At 74.8% G+C, this 22,093-nt stretch carries 12 protein-coding genes; 4 read left to right on the top strand and 8 right to left on the bottom strand.

All coding sequences use genetic code 11. The features are described from left to right. Positions 1–125: 125 nt before the first annotated feature. Both lon and ACZ7H1_RS13440 read right to left on the bottom strand, forming a co-directional pair. Positions 126–2,531, bottom strand: coding sequence for an endopeptidase La (gene lon / locus ACZ7H1_RS13445; protein WP_470786309.1), 2,406 nt, complete (start codon positions 2,529–2,531; stop codon positions 126–128). Between the two features lie 108 nt (positions 2,532–2,639). After that, positions 2,640–3,944, bottom strand: a complete 1,305-nt coding sequence (locus ACZ7H1_RS13440; protein WP_470786307.1) for a glycosyltransferase family 39 protein — start codon at positions 3,942–3,944, stop codon at positions 2,640–2,642. Positions 3,945–4,157: 213 nt separating this feature from the next. On the opposite strand from ACZ7H1_RS13440, the gene ACZ7H1_RS13435 reads away from it, so the two are divergent. The 4 genes from ACZ7H1_RS13435 (at position 4,158) to ACZ7H1_RS13420 (ending at position 10,884) form a co-directional block, all read left to right on the top strand. After that, complete coding sequence (locus ACZ7H1_RS13435) at positions 4,158–4,694, top strand: hypothetical protein (RefSeq protein WP_470786305.1); 537 nt, start codon at positions 4,158–4,160, stop codon at positions 4,692–4,694. Between the two features lie 221 nt (positions 4,695–4,915). Beyond that, positions 4,916–5,650 carry a response regulator transcription factor gene (locus tag ACZ7H1_RS13430; RefSeq protein WP_470786304.1) on the top strand — a complete coding sequence of 245 codons (735 nt, stop codon included), beginning with the start codon at positions 4,916–4,918 and terminating at the stop codon, positions 5,648–5,650. A 29-nt stretch (positions 5,651–5,679) separates the two neighbouring features. Beyond that, positions 5,680–6,720, top strand: coding sequence for a HAMP domain-containing sensor histidine kinase (locus ACZ7H1_RS13425; protein WP_470786323.1), 1,041 nt, complete (start codon positions 5,680–5,682; stop codon positions 6,718–6,720). Between the two features lie 258 nt (positions 6,721–6,978). Next, on the top strand, positions 6,979–10,884 hold the full coding sequence (locus tag ACZ7H1_RS13420; RefSeq protein ID WP_470786302.1) for a multifunctional oxoglutarate decarboxylase/oxoglutarate dehydrogenase thiamine pyrophosphate-binding subunit/dihydrolipoyllysine-residue succinyltransferase subunit: 3,906 nt from the start codon (positions 6,979–6,981) through the stop codon (positions 10,882–10,884). A 69-nt stretch (positions 10,885–10,953) separates the two neighbouring features. Here the strand turns inward: ACZ7H1_RS13420 and fxsT are convergent, their stop codons facing one another. The 6 genes from fxsT to ACZ7H1_RS13390 all read right to left on the bottom strand — a co-directional run bounded on the left by fxsT (position 10,954) and on the right by ACZ7H1_RS13390 (position 22,043). Beyond that, positions 10,954–13,947 (bottom strand): FxSxx-COOH system tetratricopeptide repeat protein, encoded by a 2,994-nt coding sequence (fxsT, locus tag ACZ7H1_RS13415; RefSeq protein ID WP_470786300.1) that lies wholly within the window; start codon positions 13,945–13,947, stop codon positions 10,954–10,956. A 75-nt stretch (positions 13,948–14,022) separates the two neighbouring features. Beyond that, positions 14,023–15,264 carry an HEXXH motif domain-containing protein gene (locus tag ACZ7H1_RS13410; RefSeq protein WP_470786298.1) on the bottom strand — a complete coding sequence of 414 codons (1,242 nt, stop codon included), beginning with the start codon at positions 15,262–15,264 and terminating at the stop codon, positions 14,023–14,025. After that, positions 15,261–16,646 (bottom strand): FxsB family cyclophane-forming radical SAM/SPASM peptide maturase, encoded by a 1,386-nt coding sequence (locus ACZ7H1_RS13405; RefSeq protein ID WP_470786296.1) that lies wholly within the window; start codon positions 16,644–16,646, stop codon positions 15,261–15,263. Before ACZ7H1_RS13405 ends, ACZ7H1_RS13410 begins: the two co-directional genes overlap by 4 nt. A gap of 165 nt (positions 16,647–16,811) precedes the next feature. Continuing rightward, positions 16,812–16,997, bottom strand: coding sequence for an FxSxx-COOH cyclophane-containing RiPP peptide (fxsA, locus tag ACZ7H1_RS13400; protein ID WP_470786295.1), 186 nt, complete (start codon positions 16,995–16,997; stop codon positions 16,812–16,814). Positions 16,998–17,090: 93 nt separating this feature from the next. Then, positions 17,091–21,065 (bottom strand): SAV_2336 N-terminal domain-related protein, encoded by a 3,975-nt coding sequence (locus ACZ7H1_RS13395; protein ID WP_470786294.1) that lies wholly within the window; start codon positions 21,063–21,065, stop codon positions 17,091–17,093. 6 nt (positions 21,066–21,071) lie between these two features. Then, positions 21,072–22,043 (bottom strand): AAA family ATPase, encoded by a 972-nt coding sequence (locus ACZ7H1_RS13390; RefSeq protein ID WP_470786292.1) that lies wholly within the window; start codon positions 22,041–22,043, stop codon positions 21,072–21,074. Positions 22,044–22,093 lie beyond the last annotated feature (50 nt).

Here is a 22,093-nt window from a genome sequence, read left to right as displayed (position 1 = left end):
CCCCCCCCCCCCCCCCCCCCCCCCCCCCCCCCCCCCCCCCCCCCCCCCCCCCCCCCCCCCCCCCCCCCCCCCCCCCCCCCCCCCCCCCCCCCCCCCGGCGCGGCCGGGTCGGGGCGGATTCCGGATCAGGCGGCGGCGGTCACCGGGACCGTGGCGCCGGACAGGGCCAGCGTCAGCACCTGGCGCACGTCGGTCACCGGGTGCACGTCCAGCCGCTCCAGCACCTCGGCCGGCACGTCGTCCAGATCGGCTTCGTTCCGCTTCGGGATGATGACGGTGCGGATCCCGGCCCGGTGGGCGGCCAGCAGCTTCTGCTTGACCCCGCCGATCGGCAGCACCCGGCCGGTCAGCGAGACCTCGCCGGTCATCGCGACGTCCGTGCGGACCTGGCGGCCGGAGAGCAGCGAGGCCAGGGCCGTCGTCATGGTGATGCCGGCGCTCGGCCCGTCTTTGGGCACCGCGCCCGCAGGGAAGTGGATGTGCACCCCGCGGTCCTTCAGGTCGGCGACCGGCAGCTCCAGCTCCGCGCCGTGCGAGCGCAGGAAGCTGAGGGCGATCTGTGCCGACTCCTTCATCACGTCGCCGAGCTGGCCGGTGAGGGTCAGCCCCGCGCCGCCGGTCTCCGGGTCGGCGAGCGAGGCCTCCACGAAGAGCACGTCGCCGCCGGCGCCGGTGACGGCGAGGCCGGTGGCCACGCCGGGGACGGCGGTGCGCCGCTCGGCCGGGTCCTGCGCCGACTCCGGGACGTGGTGCGGCCGTCCGATGAGCCCGCGCAGGTCCTCCTCGCCGATGGCGGCCGGGAGGCCGCGCTCGCCCAGTTCGTGCTGCGAGGCCACCTTGCGCAGCAGCCGCGCGAGGGACCGCTCCAGGGTGCGCACGCCCGCCTCGCGGGTGTACTCGCCGGCCAGCTTCCGCAGCGCGCCCTCCTCCAGGGTCACCTCGTCCGCGCCGAGCCCGGCCCGCTCCAGCTGGCGGGGCAGCAGGTGGTCGCGGGCGATGACGACCTTCTCGTCCTCGGTGTACCCGTCGAGGCGGACCAGTTCCATGCGGTCCAGCAGCGCCTCGGGGATGGCTTCCAGGACGTTCGCCGTCGCGAGGAACACCACGTCGCTCAGGTCCAGCTCGACTTCGAGGTAGTGGTCGCGGAAGGTGTGGTTCTGCGCCGGGTCGAGGACCTCCAGGAGGGCCGCGGCCGGGTCGCCCCGGAAGTCCGAGCCGACCTTGTCGATCTCGTCGAGCAGCACGACCGGGTTCATCGAGCCGGCTTCCTTGACGGCCCGTACGATCCGGCCGGGCAGAGCGCCGACGTAGGTGCGCCGGTGGCCGCGGATCTCGGCCTCGTCCCGTACGCCGCCCAGGGCGACGCGGACGAACTTGCGGCCCATGGCGTGCGCCACGGACTCGCCGAGCGAGGTCTTCCCGACTCCCGGCGGGCCGACCAGCGCGAGCACGGCACCGCCGCGCCGTCCGCCGACCAGGCCCATGCCGCGGTCGGCCCGCCGCTTGCGGACCGCGAGGTACTCGGTGATCCGGTCCTTCACGTCGTCGAGTCCGGCGTGCTCGGCGTCGAGGACGGCTCGGGCGGCCCGGATGTCGTACGCGGCGGCCGCGTCGTCGGTCCGTTCGTTCCAGGGCAGTTCGAGGACGGTGTCGAGCCAGGTGCGGATCCAGGAGCCCTCGGGCGACTGGTCGCTGGAGCGCTCCAGCTTCTCGACCTCCTTGAGGGCGGCTTCGCGCACCTTCTCGGGCAGGTCGGCGGCCTCGACGCGGGCGCGGTAGTCGTCGGATTCCTCGCCCTCCGCGTCGCCGTTCAGCTCGCGCAGCTCCTTGCGCACGGCGTCGAGCTGGCGGCGCAGCAGGAACTCCCGCTGCTGCTTGTCGACGCCCTCCTGGACGTCCTTGGCGATGGACTCGGCGACGTCCTGCTCGGCCAGGTGCTCGCCGAGCCACTTGACGGCGAGCCGCAGCCGGGCCACCGGGTCGGCGGTCTCGAGCAGTTCGACCTTCTGGGCGGTGGTCAGGAACGGCGAGTAGCCGGAGTTGTCGGCGAGGGCGGACACGCCCTCGATCTGCTGGACCCGGTCGACGACCTGCCAGGCCCCGCGCTTCTTCAGCCAGCTGGTGGCGAGGGCCTTGTACTCCTTGACGAGCTCGGTGACGGCTCCGGGCAGCGGATCGGGGACGGTCTCGTCCACGCTCTCGCCCTCGACCCACAGTGCCGCCCCGGGCCCGGTGGTGCCGGCCCCGATCCGCACCCGGGCCCGGCCGCGGATCAGCGCGCCGGGGTCTCCGTCGGAGAGCCGGCCGACCTGCTCGACGGTTCCCAGCACGCCGGTCGCGGCGTACGTGCCGTCGATGCGCGGCACCAGCAGCACCCGGGGCTTGCCGCCCCCGGCGCCTGCCTGCGCGGCCTCGACGGCTCCCCGCACCTCCGCGTCGGACAGGTCGAGCGGGACGACCATGCCGGGCAGCACGACCTCGTCATCAAGAGGCAGCACGGGCAGGGTGAGCGTTTCGGACGTCGAAGCCATGATCTTCCCTCCGGCAGTGAAGTTGAGCTATGCCGACTCAATGCATCTGCGCGGCCTGGTGTTCCCCAACGGCCGTTCGCCGTGGGCGAACAGCCGTGGGACGCGGTGTCACGGGCAGGTGCCGGGGAGGGCGTAGAGCGAGACGCGGGCGCCGTGGACCGGGACGACCGTGCACAGGTCGAAGTGGGTCGCCAGGGTCTGGCGTTTGACGGCCTCCCGGGGGAAGGCGTCGAGCGGCTGGTCCGGCGGGTCGGACAGCGTGACGATGCGCGGGGCGGCCAGCATCGCGGCGCGGATGTCCGGGGCGGGCAGTTCGGTGCCCTGGAGGGTGCGGGACGCGGCCGGGGTGCGGGCCAGGGCCAGGTCGTCGAGGCCCCCGTGGACCTCCGGGGCGGACAGCAGCCACTCCCGGCGCCGCGCGGGCAGGAAGAGCACGGCGTCGCCCGGACGCGCCAGCTCGCGCACCGCCTGCGCCGTGGCCGCCGCGTCGTCCTTGCGGCTCTCGGGCGTGCGCAGCCACCAGGACCAGGGCAGCACGAGCAGAACGAGCAGCAGCGCCGCCCACGGGCGCCACGGCCGCGCGCCCGCGAGCAGGGCGAGCCCGGCCAGCGCGTAGAGCACGTACCGGTCGACGTACCAGGGGCTGACGACCGAGACGGTCAGCAGCAGGCCGGGCGGGAGCAGCAGGAGCGGCAGCCCGGTCCGCACCAGCCGGCGGTCCGCGCCGCGGGCCAGCAGCAGCCCGGCCGCCGCGGCGACGGCGTACACCGCCCAGTCCGTCCACGCGGGCGCGGCCAGCCAGCCCAGCTGGGCCCGCGCCTGACCGGCGCTCACCACCGCGAGCGGGGCGACCAGCACCAGGACGGCCGCGGCGCTGTACCGCCAGGCCCGGCTGCGCCAGGCGGTGAAGGCGTGCGCGAGCAGGGCCAGGACGGCGAACTCGTGCAGCCAGCAGCCGAGCCCGAGCAGGAGCGCGTAGGCCACCCACCGCTCGCGCAGCAGCAGGTACGTCGCCCACACCACGGCCGCGGCGACCAGCGCGTACGACCGCCCCTCCTGCGCGTACATCTGCACGGGCGGCATGACGGCGTAGACCAGGCCCGCGGTCAGGCCCGCGCGCCGGCCCGCCAGCTGCCGGCCGGTCGCCGCCACCCCGGCCGCCGCGACGGCGGTCGCGAGCACGGACGGCAGCCGCAGGGCGGTCAGCCCGCCGTCCCACAGGCCGAACACGCCGTGCATGAGGAGGTAGTGCAGGCCGTGGACGGCGTCCACCTGCCCCAGCAGGCCGAAGAGCTCGCGCAGCGAGCGGTGGGCGGCCTGGTAGGTGACGGACTCGTCCCGCCACAGGGAGCCGCCGCGGCCGATCCCCCACAGCCCGACGGCGAGCGCGGCCAGGGCGGGCGCCAGCACCACCAGGGCGGCTCCGTCCCCGGGGCCGGAGCCGGGAGCCGGCCCGGCACCCGGTGCACGACCGGGCGCGGGAACAGTGGGCGCGGCGGGCGCGGGAGCGAGCGGGGTCCGTCTGGCGACGGCTGTCCGGCTGATGACGGCCTCCGGTCGTAACGGCTGACGGATCGGACTGCGGGCTCCATACTCGGGGGTCGGCTGTCTCGATGGAGGTGGAGCGTGCGAGCGATCCGGTCAGCGGTGGGGGCTTTGGGCGCGGCGCTGTTGACGGCCTGCAGCTTCTCGGCCGAGCCGTCGGCCCCGGTGACGCTCTCGGTCTCGCAGGCCCCGTCGGCGGCGGTCTCGGTGTCCGGGGCGCCGGCTCCGTCCGCCCCTGCCTCCGTCTCCGTCTCCGCATCCGCATCCGCATCCGCCCAGCCGACGCGCGCCGACCAGCGGCTGGTCGCCGTCACCCGCAGCGGCGGCTTCACCGGCCGGGAGCACAAGAGCGTGCTGGTCGCGGGCGACGGTTCGTACCGGCTGCTCGACCGCGGCAGGCAGACGGGCGGGGGGCGGCTGACGGGGGCCCGGCTGTCCCGGCTGCGGGCGGCGCTGGCGGCCGCCGACTTCCCGAACCTGCCCCGGGTCATCGTCGAGGGCCGGGTGTTCGACGGGTACATGTACGCGTTCGTGCACGCCGGCCGCGAGATCGCGACACAGGACGGCTCGATCCCGCCGGCCCTGGCGGAGGTCCTCGCGGCCCTGCCCCGCTTCTAGCGCGGTCCGGCCTGCCGGAAGACTATGCGGAATGCCTCATTCACCTCGGTTCACCTCGATTGAAAGGCCTACCTACCCATGAGCGACCGCTTGCCCGAGCCGTCCTGACCTGGGTCACCACCCGCATGGCCGCACGTCGGGGACTCCTCTACGCTGCTCCCCATCACGCAGGATCTTTGTACGCGAAGTGCAGTGGAGTACAGCGAAACAGGGGCGGGGCGATGGAGCAGACACACACCCAGAACGCGGCGGCGGCGACACCCGGCGCCCAGCGCAGGGTGCTGGTGGTCGAGGACGACCAGACCATCGCGGAGGCCATCGCCGCCCGGCTGCGCGCGGAGGGATTCCAGGTCCAGACGGCGTCCGACGGCCCCGCCGCGGTCACGGCGGCCGAGGGCTGGCTGCCCGACCTGCTCGTGCTGGACGTGATGCTGCCGGGCTTCGACGGGCTCGAGGTGTGCCGCCGGGTCCAGGCCCAGCGGCCCGTACCGGTGCTGATGCTCACGGCCCGTGACGACGAGACCGACATGCTGGTCGGGCTCGGCGTCGGCGCCGACGACTACATGACCAAGCCGTTCTCCATGCGCGAGCTGGCCGCCCGGGTGCACGTCCTGCTGCGCCGGGTCGAGCGGGCCACGATCGCCGCCAGCACCCCGCGGGCCGGCACGCTGCGCCTGGGCGACCTGGAGATCGACCACGCGCAGCGCCGGGTCCGGGTGCAGACCGAGGACGTGCACCTCACGCCCACGGAGTTCGACCTGCTGGTCTGCCTGGCCGGGACGCCGCGGGCGGTGCTCTCCCGGGAGCAGCTGCTCGCCGAGGTCTGGGACTGGGCCGACGCGTCCGGCACCAGGACGGTCGACAGCCACATCAAGGCCCTGCGCCGGAAGATCGGCGCCGAGCGGATCCGGACGGTGCACGGCGTGGGGTACGCGCTGGAGACCCCGGCGCCGTGACGCCGCGGCCCGGGGCGGGGCCGCGCAGGATGCGGCCGTTCTCGATCAAGACCAAGCTCGGCACCCTGGTCGTGGTCTCGGTCTTCATCACCACCGGCCTGCTGATGGTGGCCCTGCGGACCGACACCGAGCTGCGCTTCATCACGGTCTTCTCGGTGATCGCCTCGATGCTGATCACGCAGTTCGTGGCGCACAGCATGACCGCGCCGCTGGACGAGATGACCACGGTCGCCCGCTCGATCTCGCGCGGCGACTTCACGCGCCGGGTGGTGGGCGCGGACCGCCGGGACGAGCTGGGCGACCTGGCCGCCACGATCAATCTGATGGCCGACGACCTGGAGGCGGTGGACCGGCACCGCAAGGAGCTCGTCGCCAACGTCTCGCACGAACTCCGCACGCCCATCGCGGCCCTGCGGGCGGTCCTGGAGAACGTCGTCGACGGGGTCTCCGACCCCGAGCCCGAGACGATGCGGACCATGCTCAAGCAGACCGAGCGGCTCGGCGGGCTGGTGGAGACCCTGCTCGACCTGTCCCGGGTGGACAACGGCGTCGTCCCGCTCAAGGCGCGCCGCTTCGAGGTGTGGCCGTACCTGTCGGGGATCCTCAAGGAGGCCGGGCTGGCGGCCGCCGGCCGGCCGGGGCTGACCACGGGCTCGGGCAGCCACACCCGCAAGGACGTCCACCTGCACCTGGACGTCTTCCCGCCGGACCTGACGGCGCACGCGGACGCCGAGCGGCTGCACCAGGTGGTGGCCAACCTCATCGACAACGCCGTCAAGCACAGCCCCCAGCACGGCCGGGTCACCGTACGGGCGCGGCGGGGCACGGCGCCGGAGTCGCTGCTCCTGGAGGTCCTCGACGAGGGCCCCGGCATCCCGGAGTCCGAGCGCCACCGGGTCTTCGAACGCTTCAACCGGGGCAGCGCCACCGGCGACGGCGGTACGGGCCTGGGGCTGGCGATCGCCCGCTGGGCGGTCGGGCTGCACGGCGGCGACATCGGCGTGGCCGAATCGGCGCGGGGTTGCCGGATCCGGGTCACCCTTCCGGGAGTCCGGAAACCGGCAGGTTGACGTAGGGTTCGAGTCAGGAAGCTGAGATCTCGGCCACATGTGCCGGGGATCCGTCAGGGGTGCGAGCCAAAGGGCCGCAACCTGGATGTCGCGTACGCGAACCTCGCTTGTTTCCCGCCATTTCGCGCGGCGAAACCCGCCGTTCGATGTGACTTGCACGACGGATGTCCCGCCCGGTCTGCATCTCACGCCCAGGGAGGCGTAGCCTTTATTCCCGCTGTCCATCACCTTGTGAAGCGGAAGAGGGCGGTTGCCGCCGTGTCGCCACAGTCCCCCAGTAACTCGAGCACCACGACCGAAACCGGTGGCGGGAAGAACCCCGCCTCAGGCTTCGGCGCGAATGAGTGGCTCGTCGACGAGATCTACCAGCAGTACCTCCAGGACCCCAATTCGGTCGATCGCGCCTGGTGGGACTTCTTCGCCGACTACAAGCCGGGCGGCCAGGCCGCCGCGGCGAAGCCGGAGAAGCCCGCAGCGGCCGCCGAGCCCACGACTCCGGCCCCGGTCACGGAAAGCGGCTCCGCACAGTCCGCTCCCGCACCGGCCCGGACCCCGCAGCCCGCGCAGGTCGCCGACACCGCCGCCACGGGGGCGGCCGGTGCCACGCCTGCCACTGCAGCTCCCGCCTCTGCTGCTTCAGCTCCTGCCTCTGCTCCTGCTAAGCCCTCTGGTGCCCCTGCTGTGACTGTCACCTCCCCGACCGCGGCCGCCGCACCGGCCGCGGTCGCCCCTCAGGCCTCCGCCCCGAAGACCGCGCCTGCTGCCGCGCCCTCCGCCGAGGCCCCTGCCGGCCCCGAGCTGGTGACGCTCCGCGGTCCCGCCGCCGCCGTCGCCAAGAACATGAACGCCTCGCTGGAAGTGCCGACGGCCACGTCCGTCCGCGCCGTCCCGGTGAAGCTGCTGTTCGACAACCGCATCGTCATCAACAACCACCTCAAGCGGGCCCGGGGCGGGAAGATCTCCTTCACGCACCTCATCGGCTTCGCGATGGTGCAGGCCATCAAGGCCATGCCGGGCATGAACTACTCCTTCGCGGAGAAGGACGGCAAGCCCACGCTGGTCAAGCCGGAGCACGTGAACTTCGGCCTCGCCATCGACCTGGTCAAGCCCAACGGCGACCGCCAGCTCGTCGTCGCCGGCATCAAGAAGGCCGAGACCCTCGACTTCTTCGAGTTCTGGCAGGCGTACGAGGACATCGTCCGCCGCGCCCGCGTCGGCAAGCTGACGATGGACGACTTCACCGGTGTGACGGTCTCCCTCACCAACCCCGGCGGCCTGGGCACCGTGCACTCCGTGCCCCGCCTGATGCCCGGACAGTCGGTCATCATGGGCGTCGGCTCCATGGACTACCCCGCGGAATTCCAGGGCACCTCGCAGGACACCCTGAACAAGCTGGGCATCTCCAAGGTCATGACCCTGACCTCGACCTACGACCACCGGGTCATCCAGGGCGCGGCCTCCGGCGAGTTCCTGCGCATCGTGGCGAACCTCCTCCTCGGCGAGGACGGCTTCTACGACCAGGTCTTCGAGTCGCTGCGCATCCCGTACGAGCCGGTCCGCTGGCTCCGGGACATCGACGCGAGCCACGACGACGACGTCACCAAGGCCGCCCGCGTCTTCGAGCTGATCCACTCCTACCGGGTCCGCGGCCACGTCATGGCCGACACCGACCCGCTGGAGTACAAGCAGCGCAAGCACCCCGACCTCGACATCACCGAGCACGGCCTCACCCTGTGGGACCTGGAGCGCGAGTTCGCGGTCGGCGGCTTCTCCGGCAAGTCGATGATGAAGCTCCGCGACATCCTCGGCGTGCTGCGCGACTCGTACTGCCGCACCACCGGCGTCGAGTTCATGCACATCCAGGACCCCAAGCAGCGCAAGTGGATCCAGGACCGCATCGAGCGCCCGCACACCAAGCCGGAGCGCGAGGAGCAGCTGCGCATCCTGCGCCGCCTGAACGCCGCCGAGGCGTTCGAGACCTTCCTGCAGACGAAGTACGTCGGCCAGAAGCGCTTCTCGCTCGAGGGCGGCGAGTCCGTCATCCCGCTGCTCGACGCCGTCATCGACTCGGCCGCCGAGGCCCGCCTCGACGAGGTCGCGATCGGCATGGCCCACCGCGGCCGCCTGAACGTCCTGGCGAACATCGTCGGCAAGTCGTACGCGCAGATCTTCCGGGAGTTCGAGGGCAACCTCGACCCGAAGTCCATGCACGGCTCCGGCGACGTGAAGTACCACCTGGGCGCCGAGGGTACCTTCACCGGCCTCGACGGCGAGCAGATCAAGGTCTCCCTGGTCGCGAACCCCTCCCACCTGGAGGCGGTGGACCCGGTCCTGGAGGGCGTGGTCCGCGCCAAGCAGGACCTGATCAACAAGGGCGGCACGGACTTCACCGTCCTGCCCGTCGCCCTGCACGGCGACGCGGCCTTCGCGGGCCAGGGCGTCGTCGCGGAGACGCTGAACATGTCGCAGCTGCGCGGCTACCGCACCGGCGGCACCGTGCACATCGTCATCAACAACCAGGTCGGCTTCACCGCCGCCCCGACGTCCTCGCGCTCGTCCATGTACGCCACCGACGTGGCCCGCATGATCGAGGCGCCGATCTTCCACGTGAACGGCGACGACCCGGAGGCCGTGGTCCGCATCGCGCGGCTCGCCTTCGAGTTCCGCCAGGCGTTCAACAAGGACGTCGTGATCGACCTCATCTGCTACCGCCGCCGCGGTCACAACGAGGCCGACAACCCGTCGTTCACGCAGCCGCTGATGTACGACCTGATCGACAAGAAGCGCTCGGTGCGCAAGCTGTACACCGAGTCCCTGATCGGTCGCGGCGACATCACGCTGGAAGAGGCCGAGCAGGCGCTGCAGGACTTCCAGGGCCAGCTGGAGAAGGTCTTCGCGGAGGTCCGCGAGGCGGCCGGCCAGCCGGCCGCGGCCGTCCAGGTCCCCGAGGCCCAGGCCCAGGCGGCGTTCCCGGTCGCCGTGAACACCGCGATCTCCCAGGAGGTCGTCAAGCGGATCGCCGAGTCCCAGGTCAACGTCCCGGAGCGGATCACCGTCCACCCGCGTCTGCTGCCGCAGATCCAGCGGCGTGCGGCGATGATCGACGACGGCACGATCGACTGGGCGATGGGCGAGACCCTGGCGTTCGGTTCGCTGCTGCTGGAGGGCACCCCGGTCCGGCTGTCCGGCCAGGACTCCCGCCGCGGCACCTTCGGCCAGCGCCACGCGGTGCTCGTGGACCGGGAGACCGGCGAGGACTACACCCCGCTGCTCTACCTGTCCGAGGACCAGGCGCGCTACAACGTCTACGACTCGCTGCTGTCCGAGTACGCGGCCATGGGCTTCGAGTACGGCTACTCGCTCGCCCGCCCGGACGCGCTCGTGCTGTGGGAGGCGCAGTTCGGCGACTTCGTCAACGGCGCCCAGACCGTCGTCGACGAGTTCATCTCCTCGGCCGAGCAGAAGTGGGGCCAGACCTCCGGCGTCACGCTGCTGCTGCCGCACGGCTACGAGGGCCAGGGCCCGGACCACTCGTCCGCCCGCCCGGAGCGCTTCCTCCAGATGTGCGCGCAGGACAACATGACGGTCGCGATGCCGACCCTGCCGTCGAACTACTTCCACCTGCTGCGCTGGCAGGTCCACAACCCGCACCACAAGCCGCTGGTCGTCTTCACCCCGAAGTCGATGCTGCGTCTGAAGGCCGCGGCGTCGAAGGCGGAGGAGTTCACGAGCGGTTCGTTCCGCCCGGTCATCGGCGACACGACCGTCGACGCGAACGCCGTCCGCAAGGTCGTCTTCTGCGCGGGCAAGGTCTACTACGACCTGGAGGCCGAGCGGGCCAAGCGCGGCATCACGGACACGGCGATCATCCGCATCGAGCGCCTGTACCCGCTGGCGGGTGCCGAGCTCCAGGCGGAGATCGCCAAGTACCCGAACGCCGCCAAGTACATCTGGGCCCAGGAGGAGCCGGCGAACCAGGGTGCCTGGCCGTTCATCGCGCTCAACCTGATCGACCACCTGGACCTGGCCGTCGGTGCCGACATCCCGGCGGGCGAGCGCCTGCGGCGCATCTCGCGCCCGCACGGCTCGTCCCCGGCCGTCGGTTCCGCCAAGCGCCACCAGGCGGAGCAGGCCCAGCTGATCAACGAGGTCTTCGAGGCCTGAGCCGTACCGTGAAGGCCCGGACCCCCTGGCGGGGTCCGGGCCTTCCGGCTTTCCGGGGGCGGCGGCGGCCTACGGCTGGGGTTCGAAGTCCCAGTACGGGCGGACCCGCTGGCGCGCCGAGACGGTGTGGACGTGCTGCGGTCCCAATGTCCGTACGAGCGCCCGGATGCCCGCGTCCTCGTGCTTCTGCGCCTCGTCGTCCTGCCGGACCGCCCGCAGGTCCGCGGCCAGGGCGGTCTGCGCGCTCAGCGTCATCGGGTGGTCGCCGCCGAGCACCTGCTCGGCGGTCCGCAGGGTGTCCCTGCCCAGGCCGACGGCGTCCTCGCGGCGCCCGGTGATGTTCCGGCAGCCCGCGGCGTTGAGGGCGACGCCCAGGGTCCAGGGGTGCCGCTCCCCCAGGGCGTTGCGCATCCCGACCAGGGCCTGTTCGCACAGGCTCAGGGCCTCTTCGCGCTCGCCCTGGGCCCGCAGGACCAGGCCCAGGTTGGCGACGGTGCCGATGGAGAAGGGGTGCGCGAGGCCCAGTTGCTGCTGGTAGCCGCGGACCACGTCCTCGGAGATCCGGCGGGCTTCCTCGATGTCGCCGTACTCGCGCAGGTAGGTGGCGTAGTCGGAGGCCACCATGAGGGTCCACGGGTAGTCGGCGCCGTACACGCGCGTGGAGCGTTCCAGCACGGTGCGCAGCCGCGCTCCTGCTCCCGCGATGTCCCCGGAGCGGCGCAGGCACAGGCCGAGGTTGTGCTCGGCTCGCAGGGACTGCGGGTGGTTGGCGCCCAGGACCTGGGTGTTGAGGCGCAGTCCCTGCTCGGCGCGGGTCTGGGCCTCGCGGTAGCGGCCCATCAGGCGGAGGTTCATGGCGCAGGCGATGCCGGAGCTGAGGGTGGCGATGTGCCGGGGCTTCAGGAGGGCTTCGCGGCGGCGCAGGGTGTCGAGGTCGAGTTCGTAGGCTTCCTGGTAGCGGCCGAGGAGGCGCAGGGCGGCGGCGAGGTTGTTTTCCTCGTTGAGGGTGGTGGAGTCGTCCTCGCCGAGGAGTTCGCGGTAGATCTCGAAGTTGCGGGCGAAGAGTTCGCGGGCGTTTTCGTAGCGGGCGATGCGCAGCAGTACGCCGCCGTGGGAGCTGAGGGCGCGCAGGGTCTCCAGGTCCCGGTCGCCGCGTTCGGCGGTGAGGTGCTCGACGCGGGCCCGGCTGAGGGCCTCGGCCTTGCGGACGTGGCCGAGCATGCGCAGGGCGCCGCCGTAGTGGTAGCTGAGTTCGCGCACCTGCTCGTGGTCGTCGCCGAGCATGGCCCGCCAGGCGGTGTCGGCCCGTTCGCACAGGCGCAGGCAGGTGCGGTACTCGCCGCTGAGGATCAGGTAGCGCAGGCAGTGCAGCAGGAAGGTCTGGATCCGCGGGTTGCTGGAGGTGATGACTCCGGCGGGCTCCAGGTGGGGGATGAGTTCGGCGTAGCGGGGCCAGCGGCGGGAGTCGGAGGGCCGGCCGGGGTCGGCGGCCGCGAGGACCTGGCGGACGGCCCGGGCCAGCGGCACGGACTCCTCGGGGCTCAGGTTGTCGCGGACGATGTTGTGGACCATGCGGTGCAGCTGGACGGTCTCCAGGCCGCCGCCGCCCTCCTCGACCGACAGGTCGGAGTATTCGAGGCGGACCACGGAGAACTGCACGAGCTTGTTGAGGGCGGCGTTCCACCGGATCTGGTCGTTGATCAGGCCGGCGAGCTGTTCGGGTACGTCGTCGGCGGGGAACTCCCGCAGGAGGCGCAGCGGGACCGGTCCGGGGGCGAAGAACACGAACAGCCGCAGCAGGGCCAGGGCGTCGGGGAAGTTCTCGCGGACGTTGTTGAGCAGTATCGCCAGCGCGGTCGGGAAGGGCAGCGGGTAGTCCTCGGACACGGCGACGGCCTCGTGGGAGTCGAGGCGGCGCTGCAGCAGGGCGAGGTAGTCGCCGACGCTCAGGGGGGAGTCGGCGAGCCAGCCCGCGGTCTGGTCGAGGGCGAGCGGGTAGTCCTCCAGGGCCTCGGCGAGCTGGTCGGCCTCGGGGTTGGAGAGGCGGCGGGCGCGGCGGCGGATGAAGGTGACGGACTCGGGCCGGGTGTAGAGGGGGACCTCGACGAGGCTGGTGTGGCGGGCGGCCCACTCGCGGTTGCGGGAGGTGATGATGACGTCGCCGGCGCCGGTGGGCAGCAGGTCGATGAGGTCGTCGGGGTTGTCGCAGCCGTCGAAGACGACGAGCCAGCGGCCGTACGGGGCGCCGCGGCGCAGGGCTTCGAGGGTGGCGCGGATCTTCTCGCCGTAGCTGCCGGCGCCGATGTCGAGGCCGAGGGCGGGGGCGAGGTCGGCGAGGCGCTCGCGCAGGGTGGGCCGCTCTTCGGCGGGCACCCACCAGACGACGTCGTACTCGGAGGCGAAGCGGTAGGCGTACTCGGTGGCGACCTGGGTCTTGCCGACGCCGGAGAGTCCGAGGAGGGTGACGGTGGAGGCGCCGGGCGGGGCTTCCTCGAGGGCGGCCCGGAGCTTGCCGATGACGTCGTTTCGCCCGGTGAAGCGGGGGTTCCGGCGCGGGATCCGGCCCCAGATCTCGGGCGGGTCGCTGGGGAAGCGGGGGCCGCGGCGGCCGGATTCGGCGCCGATCCGCTCGGTGGGCAGGTCGAGGCGGCGCAGGACCCGGTACTCGGCCTCGTAGGCGTCGATGCCCCACAGCTCGACCCTCTCCAGCGCGGCGGCGGCGCTGGGCAGCGGCAGGTCGGTGAGACTGACGGCGGCGAACCGGTCGGGGTGCCCGGCGGTGACGGTGCGCAGGGCGGTGTTCCACTCGTCCTCGCTGTGGGTGCCCGCGGAGAAGTACCGCTCGCTGAGGATCAGCAGGACCCGGCCGCTCGCCCGCGCGAGGTCGTCCAGTGCGTCGGTGAGCCCGGCACTGCGCTGCGGGTCCCAGCGCTGGAGCGTGACGCGGTGGCCGTGCTCCTCCAGGCGGTGCGCGATCCACGCGGCCCAGGGCCGGTTGAAGCCCGCGAAACTGACGACGAAGTGCTGCGGGGCCGCATCGCGGTCCTGCCGGCTACCGGTCATGGGACCGTCTCCCTGGGATCCGGGGTGTGGACGGGGTTGAAAAGCTACCGCAGCTCACGGTCCGTCACCCCTGGTTCAGAGCACGGCGGGCGCGGCGAGTCCGGGGTGCTGCGCGCACCAGGCGCGGCGCTCGCGGTCCAGGGCGCGCCGGGCGGTGGCGTACTGGTCCCCCGGGGGTGCCAGTTCGTCCATGGCGTGCTCGGCGCGGGCCATGGCTGCGGTGAATTCCCGGCCGGCCCGGGTCAGTTGGGGCGAGTCCTGGAGGCCGGGCAGGACGGTGGCGACCTGGGCGCGGTAGCGGGCGTGGTGGGTCCAGGCGCCCCGGGCGCCGTAGAGGGCGGCGCGCTGCCAGTACCCGGCCAGGGCGAGGTGGGCGTACGTGCCGTGCAGGAGGCCCTCCAGGGGGCGCGGGTCGCTGCGCCAGGGGGCCCAGTGGCGGGGGGTGCGGTCGGCGGTGTGCAGGACGACCAGGTCGCCGAGGGCGGCGAGCTTCCCGTGCTGGACCTCGTGGACGAGGGTGGCGGCGAGGGCGGGCGGGGCCTGGCCGCGGGCGAGGACCGAGCCGGGGGCGGCGGGCAGGGTGGCGCCGGTGGACCGGGAGCCGCCGGCCAGCGGGACGATGCTGCGCAGCAGCTGGGCGGCCTCGCCGGCCCGGGCGGTGTCGTACCGCTCCAGCAGGGTGAGGGCCCCGGTCCACTGGGTGTCCCAGCGCTTGTGTCCGCGGGGGGTGAGACGGCGGGCGGCCTGGACGGCGGCGGGGCGGCCGGGGGCCCGGTAGGGGTCGAGGTCGTCGAGGGCGGTGTGGCCGCCGGACAGGGTGTACAGGGGCAGGGCGGCGGGGTCGGCGGGGTCCCAGCTGCCGTCGGTGAAGGCGTACGGGCCGGGCCTGGGCGGGCGCAGGATGCCGAGCGTGGGCAGGGCGAAGCGGCCGTGGGCGGGCTTGAGCACGGTCTTGAAGGAGATGCCGGCGCGCAGGGCGGCGGCCACGGCGAGGGCGCCGAGGTGGCCGAGTTCGGGCGGGGGCGCCTCGCCTGCGGGGGCGTGCAGGCGGCGGAGGGTCTCCTCGGCCCAGACGCCGGTGGAGGGGTAGTGCAGGACGTCGCGGACGGGGCCGGGGGCGTGTCGTTCGGCTTCCTCCAGCAGGGCCCAGTGGTCGTCGGCGGCGCCCGGCGGCGCGGCGTCGATCACGGCTCTGAGCAGCAGGAGCCGTTTGGAGCGCCGGGCGTCCAGGAGCAGCCGGGTGCCCTCCGGGCTGGGTTCGGTGCCGGCCAGGGCCCGCAGGACGGCGGGCGGCACGGCGAGCGGCGGCGGCTTCACGAGGCGGCCTCGCGGGCGGCCGGTGCGAGGGCGTGCGCGGGCGCCGGGGGCGCGTGCGGCGCCGGGGGCGCGTGCGGCGCCGGGGGCGCGTGCGGCGCCGGCGACGGCACAGCTGCGCGCGCCCGCGCGGGGGCGGCGGCCGTGGTGGCGGCCGCCGTGGTGGCGGCGTGCAGGGCGGCGGCGATGTGGCGGATCAGGACCTGGAGGTCGGCGCAGTACACCGAGGGGTGCCGGAAGCCGGAGCCCGCGCGGTAGCGGTGGGCGTAGTGGCCGCCGCCGCAGACGGCGACCAGTTCGCAGGAGCGGCAGTTCCGGGCCAGGGCGGCGCGGCCGAGCTGCCGGGCCGCCATTCCGGGGTGGTCGAGGAGCTGGTCGAAGCTGTGCGTCTCCAGCCGCATCCCGGTCTCGGCCGCGCCCTCGTAGGCGGACTTGAGGGAGTCGGCCTGCTCGATGCTGCCGTCGGTCTCGACGACGGCGGTGGTGACGGGGGCGAGTCCGAGGGTTTCGGTGGCGGCGGGCAGGCCGAGCAGGAGGGCGATGATCTCCTCGAAGACGCGGACGCGGGTCCGGCGCACGTCGTCGGACCACCAGCGCTCGAAGAGGGTGATCAGCCAGTCGGCGTACGGGGTGGTGCCGGGCCGGTGGCCGGGCGGCGGGGCGCTCCAGTGGGCGAGGGGCAGCAGCAGGCCGAGCGAGGGCGGGGCGAAGGCCAGCAGGGATTCGTACGTGTCCACCGGGTCGTGGTCGAGGTCGACGACGCACAGCACTCCGACGTAGCCCTCGGGGCGGCGGGCGAGCAGCCGCAGTCCGCGGGCCGCCGCGGGCCAGGAGGGGCGGCCCGCGTGGTCGACGCGGCGGGCGTTGTGCGCGGCGCGGCCGCCGTCCAGGCTGACGCCGACGCCGATGCCGGCCGCGGCGAGGGCGTCGAGGCGGCGGCCGGTGAGCAGGGTGGCGTTGGTCTGCACGGTGGCGGTGACCCGGGCGGCGGGGGCCCGCAGGGCCAGTTCGGCGCGGATGCGGCGGACGGGTGCGGTCAGGGCGGTGACCGGGCCGAGCAGGGGCTCGCCGCCGTGCAGGACCAGGTCCACGCGGGTGAGGGCGTGGGCGGCGGCGTGTTCGGCGATGCGGTGGGCGGCCAGGTCGACGGTCTCGGGGGCCATGACGGCGGGCCGGGTGCGCCAGCTCTGGTCGGCCATCGAATAGACGTAGCAGTAGGTGCAGGCGAGGTTGCAGCGGCTGTGGGTCTTGAGGACGAACTGCCGCAGCGGGTACGGCCGGTGGCCGGCGGCGCGCAGCGCGGCAGGGTCGAGCCGCGCGTGGGGCCAAGGGGCGTGGGTGCGGTGCGCGGTCCGTACGTCGCCCGGCGTGCCGGCATGCCTCATCGGCTGTTCCTCCCCTCCCCCGGATGCCCCCGGATACCGCCGGAGGATGCCCGGCGGACGTTCCATCCCTGCCCGTGAGAACTGAGCCGCTAACGACGGAAAGCGGTCACGTGCGGCCGCACCCGGGCCGTTTCGGTCATCCGCAGGGCGGGCCGCGGGTGCCGGTCAGGCGCGCTGGTCGTAGTTGCTGAGGACCTCCGCCGGGCGGACGACCCGCTCGATCAGGCCGGCGAGCACCTCGGCGAGCACCGGATGGTCGAGCTCGCGCAGCGCGGACAGATCGACCCCGGACAGGTCCGGCAGCTGCTCCCGGCACGGCTGCGCGGCCACTTCCTGACGACTTGTCACCATCTTCGTCCCGACCCCCTGTTGTCCCTGCCGCGCGTGCGGCCCACTCCACTTTCCCGCACCCCGGGGCTCGGAAACGGCGCCCGGGGGGTCGCACTACGCACCTCCCCCCAGCGCACGGACGCGGGCCCGTACGGCCTCCCAGCGGGCGTCGGCCGCGGCGACGGCGGCGTCGTCGTTGCCGCCGGCACCGCCGTCGCCACCGTCCGTCCGCTGCCACAGTTCCAGGGCGGCCCGGTAGGCGTCCAGAGCCGCGCGCGGCCGGCCCAGCGCCTCCAGCACCTCACCTCGCAACTCCTGCACCCGTGCAGCCAGTTCGAGGGCCGTTGCGCGGCGCTCGTCCTGGCCCGCGGCCACCGCGGCCCGCCAGGCGCGCCGGTAGGAGTCGGCGGCCCGCTCCAGCCGGTCGGCCGCGCTGGTCTGGGCGTGGACCTCCTGCTGGAGGTCGCCGTGCTCGCGCCAGGCCCCCGCCTGGTCGAGGGGGTCCGCGCTGCCCCGTACGGCCAGCTCCAGCAGGTGCTCCGCCTCCCGCAGGTCGACCAGGTCGCCCTCGTACGCATGCCGCAGGCGCAGGCCCGCCGCCAGCCGCCGCAGCCGGTACGCGGACCGCGCGTCGGACTGCGGCACCGCGGCCCGGCTCTCCCGCAGCACCCGTACGGCCGCCGAGGCGAACCGGCGCCCGTCCGCGGCGCGCGCCCGCTCCAGGAGGACTTCCCCCCACTCGGGCAGGAGCTCGCCGAAGGCGTCGGCGTCCCGCGGGACCAGTCGGCGGGCGCGCCCGTACGCGTCGGCGGCCTCCTCCAGCGCCGCCGGGTCCCCGTCCCGCGCGTACCGGGCGCGGTGCACCCGCGCCAGGCACACGAGTGCGGCCGGGCGCAGCTCCGGGTCGCCGGCGGCCTCCGTGAGGGCGGTCGCGAGCTGGGCCGGGGCCTCGTCCAGCCGGTCCGGCAGCAGGCTCAGGGCGGCGGCCAGGTCCACCCGCGCCCGCGCCCGCACCCGGCGCGCCCGCACCCCGTCCCCGGGCCCGTACGGCCCGGGGAGGCGCACGTCGGGCCCCGGGAGGCGCACGTCGGGCCCGTGCGGCCCGGTTCCCGGGCCGGCGGTGTCCCGGCTGTCGGCGCCGCTCGCCGTGGTGTCCCGGTCTCCGGATCCCCGGCGGGCGGATGCCACGCCCGTGGGGTCCCGCTGCCCGCTGCCGTGACCCGCCGGATCGCCGCCGCCGGTGCCGCGGCCCCCGTTGTCCCCGGCGGCGGGATCCACGCCCGTGCCCTCCCGGCTCTCGCCGGCGCGGCCGGCGTCGTCCCGGTCCACGGGCCGCGCGTCGGCGGACTCCTCGCCCGCACCGCCGCCACCGCCCGGGGCCTCGCCCCCCGCGCCGTGAGCCGCCGGATCCCGGACCCCGGATGGCCCGCCGGACCCGTCCCGGCCGGCCGTGTCCGGGCCCTCGGGGCTCCGGTCGGCGCAATCGCCGCCCGCGCTGCCTCGGGCCCCGGGGGCCCGGTCCCCGCCTTCAGGACGCGCAAGGTCCGGGGCCGGGGCGTCGTCCGCGGTGGGCCCGGGCAGGGCGGCGAGCCCCTCCGCGAGGCAGGCGGCGGCCCGGGACGCCAGGGCGCGGCGCTCGGCGGCCGCGGCGGCGCGCAGGGCCAGCGCCAGCAGTACGCGGCCCTGGGCGAGCCGCAGCCCGGGGTCGGGCCCGGCGCCGTCTCCGGGCGTGCGGCGCAGCCGGGCCCGCTCGGCGAGGCCCACTGCTTCGAGCGCCGCCCGCGCCTCGGCCAGCGGCGCCGGGTCGTCGTGCAGCTCGCACAGCCGGGTCAGGGTCTGTGCCCGCCGCACCACGGTGTCCACGCGCAACGCGTGCGGCAGGTCGGTGGCGGCGCCGACGGCGGCGAACTCCCGGTCGGCGGCGGCCAGCAGGACGCCCGTCTGCTGCGGGCCCGCCACCCCCGCCCGCTCGTGGAGCACCCGGCCGAGGAGCGCCCTGCCCCCGGGCGGCAGCCCGTCCCCGCTGTCGCCCGGCGGGCCGGCGGCGGAGCGCAGCGTGCGCTCGGCCTCGGCCAGCAGTCCGGGGTCCCGCTGGACCTCCCAGAGCCGCAGCAGCGCCCCGGCCAGTTCGCAGGCGGCGCCGGGGTCGTGCGCCGATCCGGGCGGAGCCGCGAGCACCCGGCGGAGCACGGCCACGGCCTCGTGCAGGGCCCCCTGGGCGCCGCCGAGGTCGTAGGCAGCCAGCCGGGACCGGGCCGTACGCAGGGCCCAGGCCCGGTCGGGGGCCGGGGTGCCGGGGCCCGGGCCGGCGGTGTCCGCCGGATCCCGCGGGCCGGGGACGGGCGCCGGCAGGTACCGGCGCACCACCTTCGCGGACACCTGGGCGAAGGCCTGCGGGAGCCGGGCCTGCGCCGGCCGCACCGGGTCCCCGGCCACCTCCTCCGGGGGCGGCGCGGTCCCGGTGAGCTGGGCTACGGCGAGCGCGGGGAAGTTCCGCACCCCCCGGCCGAAGTGCTGGAGCACGTACTCCGAGCAGTGCTTGAGGACGAGCGCGGCCTCGTCCTTGTCGAGCGGGCCCAGCAGCACGTCCTGGACGCCGTCGACGAACTCGTACCACTCCCCGCGCTCGGCCCGTTCGGCGCGCTCGCCGGGCGGCGGACCGCTGCGCCGCAGCAGGCCGCTGAGCAGGACCTCGGCCAGGTCGGAGGGCTCGGATCCGGGCAGCATCGTGCGCTGGACCAGCTTCATCACGGGCAGGGTGAGCGGCGCGGCCGACAGGTAGACGGCGAGCTGGACTGCCCGCGGCGCGGCCGAGCCGCGGAACCGGCGGACCAGTTCGGCGGGCGGGCGCGCGGCCCGCGGCGGCGGGGCGGTCGCAGCCGGATGGTCCGCGAACACCCGCCCCACCTGCGCGGGCACCCGCCCCGAACCCAGCCCCGCGACCAGCCGGGCCCAGGACCCGAGGGCGGGCGCGCTCGGCGGCAGCACGGGCACCGCGAGCCCCGCGGCCGGGCGGCCCTGCGGGGCGGCGCGGTCGGGGCGGAAGCGCAGCGGGCCGCCCGGACCCTCGGTCCGGGCGAGGGTGCCGCGCTCGGTCGGCAGCCAGGTGCGGTTCCAAAGCCGCTGCGGCAGCGGCTGCACGATCACGGACGGCGTGCACTCGGTCCACCGGTGCAGCAGCCGCTGCGCCTCGCCCTCCCGCCACAGCGGCCCGGCGCAGTCGCTGACCAGCATGGTCAGCCCGCGGCCGGTGGGGTCGCGCAGCTGGTCACCGGAGCGCAGCGCGGTATCCGGCTCCGGGCCCCGCCCCACTGCGGGGGTTCCGTCGGGCAGCCGGTGCAGATGGCTGACCTGGACGTCGCGGAAGGCGCCGAGCCGCTCGCACACGGCGCGCAGTTCCTCGAACAGGTCCTGCCACACGGCCATCGCGGGCGAGGCGTCCATGACCAGCCGCAGGGTGGTCTCGCGGCGGGAGTCGGCGCGCATCACGGGGATGGCGAGGCCCAGCGCGCGGGCACTGGCCTCCGCGGTGGCCTGTTCGTCGAGCACCTCCCGGGCGGGCGGTCCGGGGGGCCGGTGCCGCTGGAGGGACCGCAGGGCCCGCTGGACGTCCTGGATCCGCGGCAGCGCCCCGGCGGCGGGGACGCGTACGGGCAGGGCGGCTCCGGCGGACAGGGCGTCCGGGTGCAGCCCCGCGCCGGGCCGGCCGGCGGCGTACAGGGTCAGCACGGCGTCCGGTACGGGCGGCAGGGCGGGCGGGCCGGGTACGCCGCTCCCGCTGCCGGCACCGGCGCCGCCGGCGCCCGCGCCGGTCTCGCCGGCGGCTCCCTCCCCTGCGCCGCCTCCGCCCTCCGTGCCCTGTGCTCCCCGGGTGGCTGCGACCGTCTCCTCGGGCCCGGCCGGGACCGCCGGGCCGGGCGTACGCAGCCTGGCGGCGAGCCACAGGGCGTCGGCGAGCTCCTCGGGGGTCGGGTCGAGCCCGGCGGACCGGGCGAGGGCGGCGAGCCGCCGGATCGGGTCGGGTGCGGACGGGTCGGGTGCGGACGACGGGCCGGGGGCGGGGACGGGGGCGTCAGGCGTACCGGGCACCGGCCGTCACCTCGGGCGGTCGAGGCGCTGGATGAGCAGGTCCGCGAGATCCTCGCGGGTGGGCGGGGCCGCGTAGTGCGTGAGGTAGATGGCGTTCAGCAGCTGGTCGGCGGCGACCAGTTCGGTCTGGGCGCGGCTGAGGAACTCGCGGATCAGGTCGGCGCCGAGCCGCGCCGCCTCCTCCCCCAGGTGGGCCCGGACCATGGTGGCGAGGCGCTTCTCGCCGGGCTGGCCGAGTTTGAGCTGGATGCAGCGGCGCAGCAGGGCCGCGGGGAACTCCCGTTCGCCGTTGCTGGTGAGGATGATGAACGGGAACGCCCGGCAGCGCACCCGGCCGTCCCGTACGGCGACCTTGGTGCCGTCGTCGGTGAGCACCTGCACCTCGGGCTCGCGGTCGGCGACGCGCTCCAGCTCCGGGACGGCGAACTCCCCCTCCTCCAGGACGTTCAGGAGGTCGTTGGGCAGGTCGATGTCGCTCTTGTCGATCTCGTCGATGAGCAGGACGCGGGGCCGCTCGGCGGGCAGCAGTGCCGTTCCCAGCGGGCCCAGCCGGATGTACTTGCCGATGCCGGGGTCGCCGCCGGCCGCGATCTGGACGTCCTGGAGCCGCGCGATCGCGTCGTAGCGGTACAGGCCGTCCTGGAGCACGGTCCGCGACACGACGGGCCAGCGCAGCACCCGGCCGAGCCCCAGTTCGTGGGCGACGGCGTGGGCGAGGGTGGACTTGCCGGTGCCGGGGTGTCCGGTGACGAGCAGCGGCCGCCGCAGGTAGAGGGCGGCGTTGACGGCTTCCAGCTCCTCGGGCTCGGGGCGGTGCAGCTCGGCGGCCTGCCGGTGGGCGCCGAGCCTGCGGGTGGCCGCGCTGTCCTCCCCGCCCCGTCCCCCGTCGAAGTCCCGCCACGGCGGGGGCGCGGGCAGCGCCCCGATCCCGTCGTGGGGCTCACCGACGCCGCGGTAGATGAGCCACTCCTCGTTCATCGGTGCTCCATTCGTCCGCTCTCCTCCGCCGTGCGGCCCGTCCGCCGGGC

The organism is Streptomyces sp. NPDC037401, from assembly GCF_055602345.1.
The sequence above is the reverse complement of the archived record's forward strand: the minus strand, read 5'-3'. Positions and strand labels throughout refer to the sequence as shown.

Coding starts and splice junctions, on each gene's coding strand:
- lon (WP_470786309.1), bottom strand. CDS start 2,531: ATGGCTTCGACGTCCGAAACGCTCACCCTGCCCGTGCTGCCTCTTGAT.
- ACZ7H1_RS13430 (WP_470786304.1), top strand. CDS start 4,916: ATGGAGCAGACACACACCCAGAACGCGGCGGCGGCGACACCCGGCGCC.
- ACZ7H1_RS13425 (WP_470786323.1), top strand. CDS start 5,680: ATGCGGCCGTTCTCGATCAAGACCAAGCTCGGCACCCTGGTCGTGGTC.
- fxsT (WP_470786300.1), bottom strand. CDS start 13,947: ATGACCGGTAGCCGGCAGGACCGCGATGCGGCCCCGCAGCACTTCGTC.
- ACZ7H1_RS13405 (WP_470786296.1), bottom strand. CDS start 16,646: ATGAGGCATGCCGGCACGCCGGGCGACGTACGGACCGCGCACCGCACC.
- fxsA (WP_470786295.1), bottom strand. CDS start 16,997: ATGGTGACAAGTCGTCAGGAAGTGGCCGCGCAGCCGTGCCGGGAGCAG.
- ACZ7H1_RS13390 (WP_470786292.1), bottom strand. CDS start 22,043: ATGAACGAGGAGTGGCTCATCTACCGCGGCGTCGGTGAGCCCCACGAC.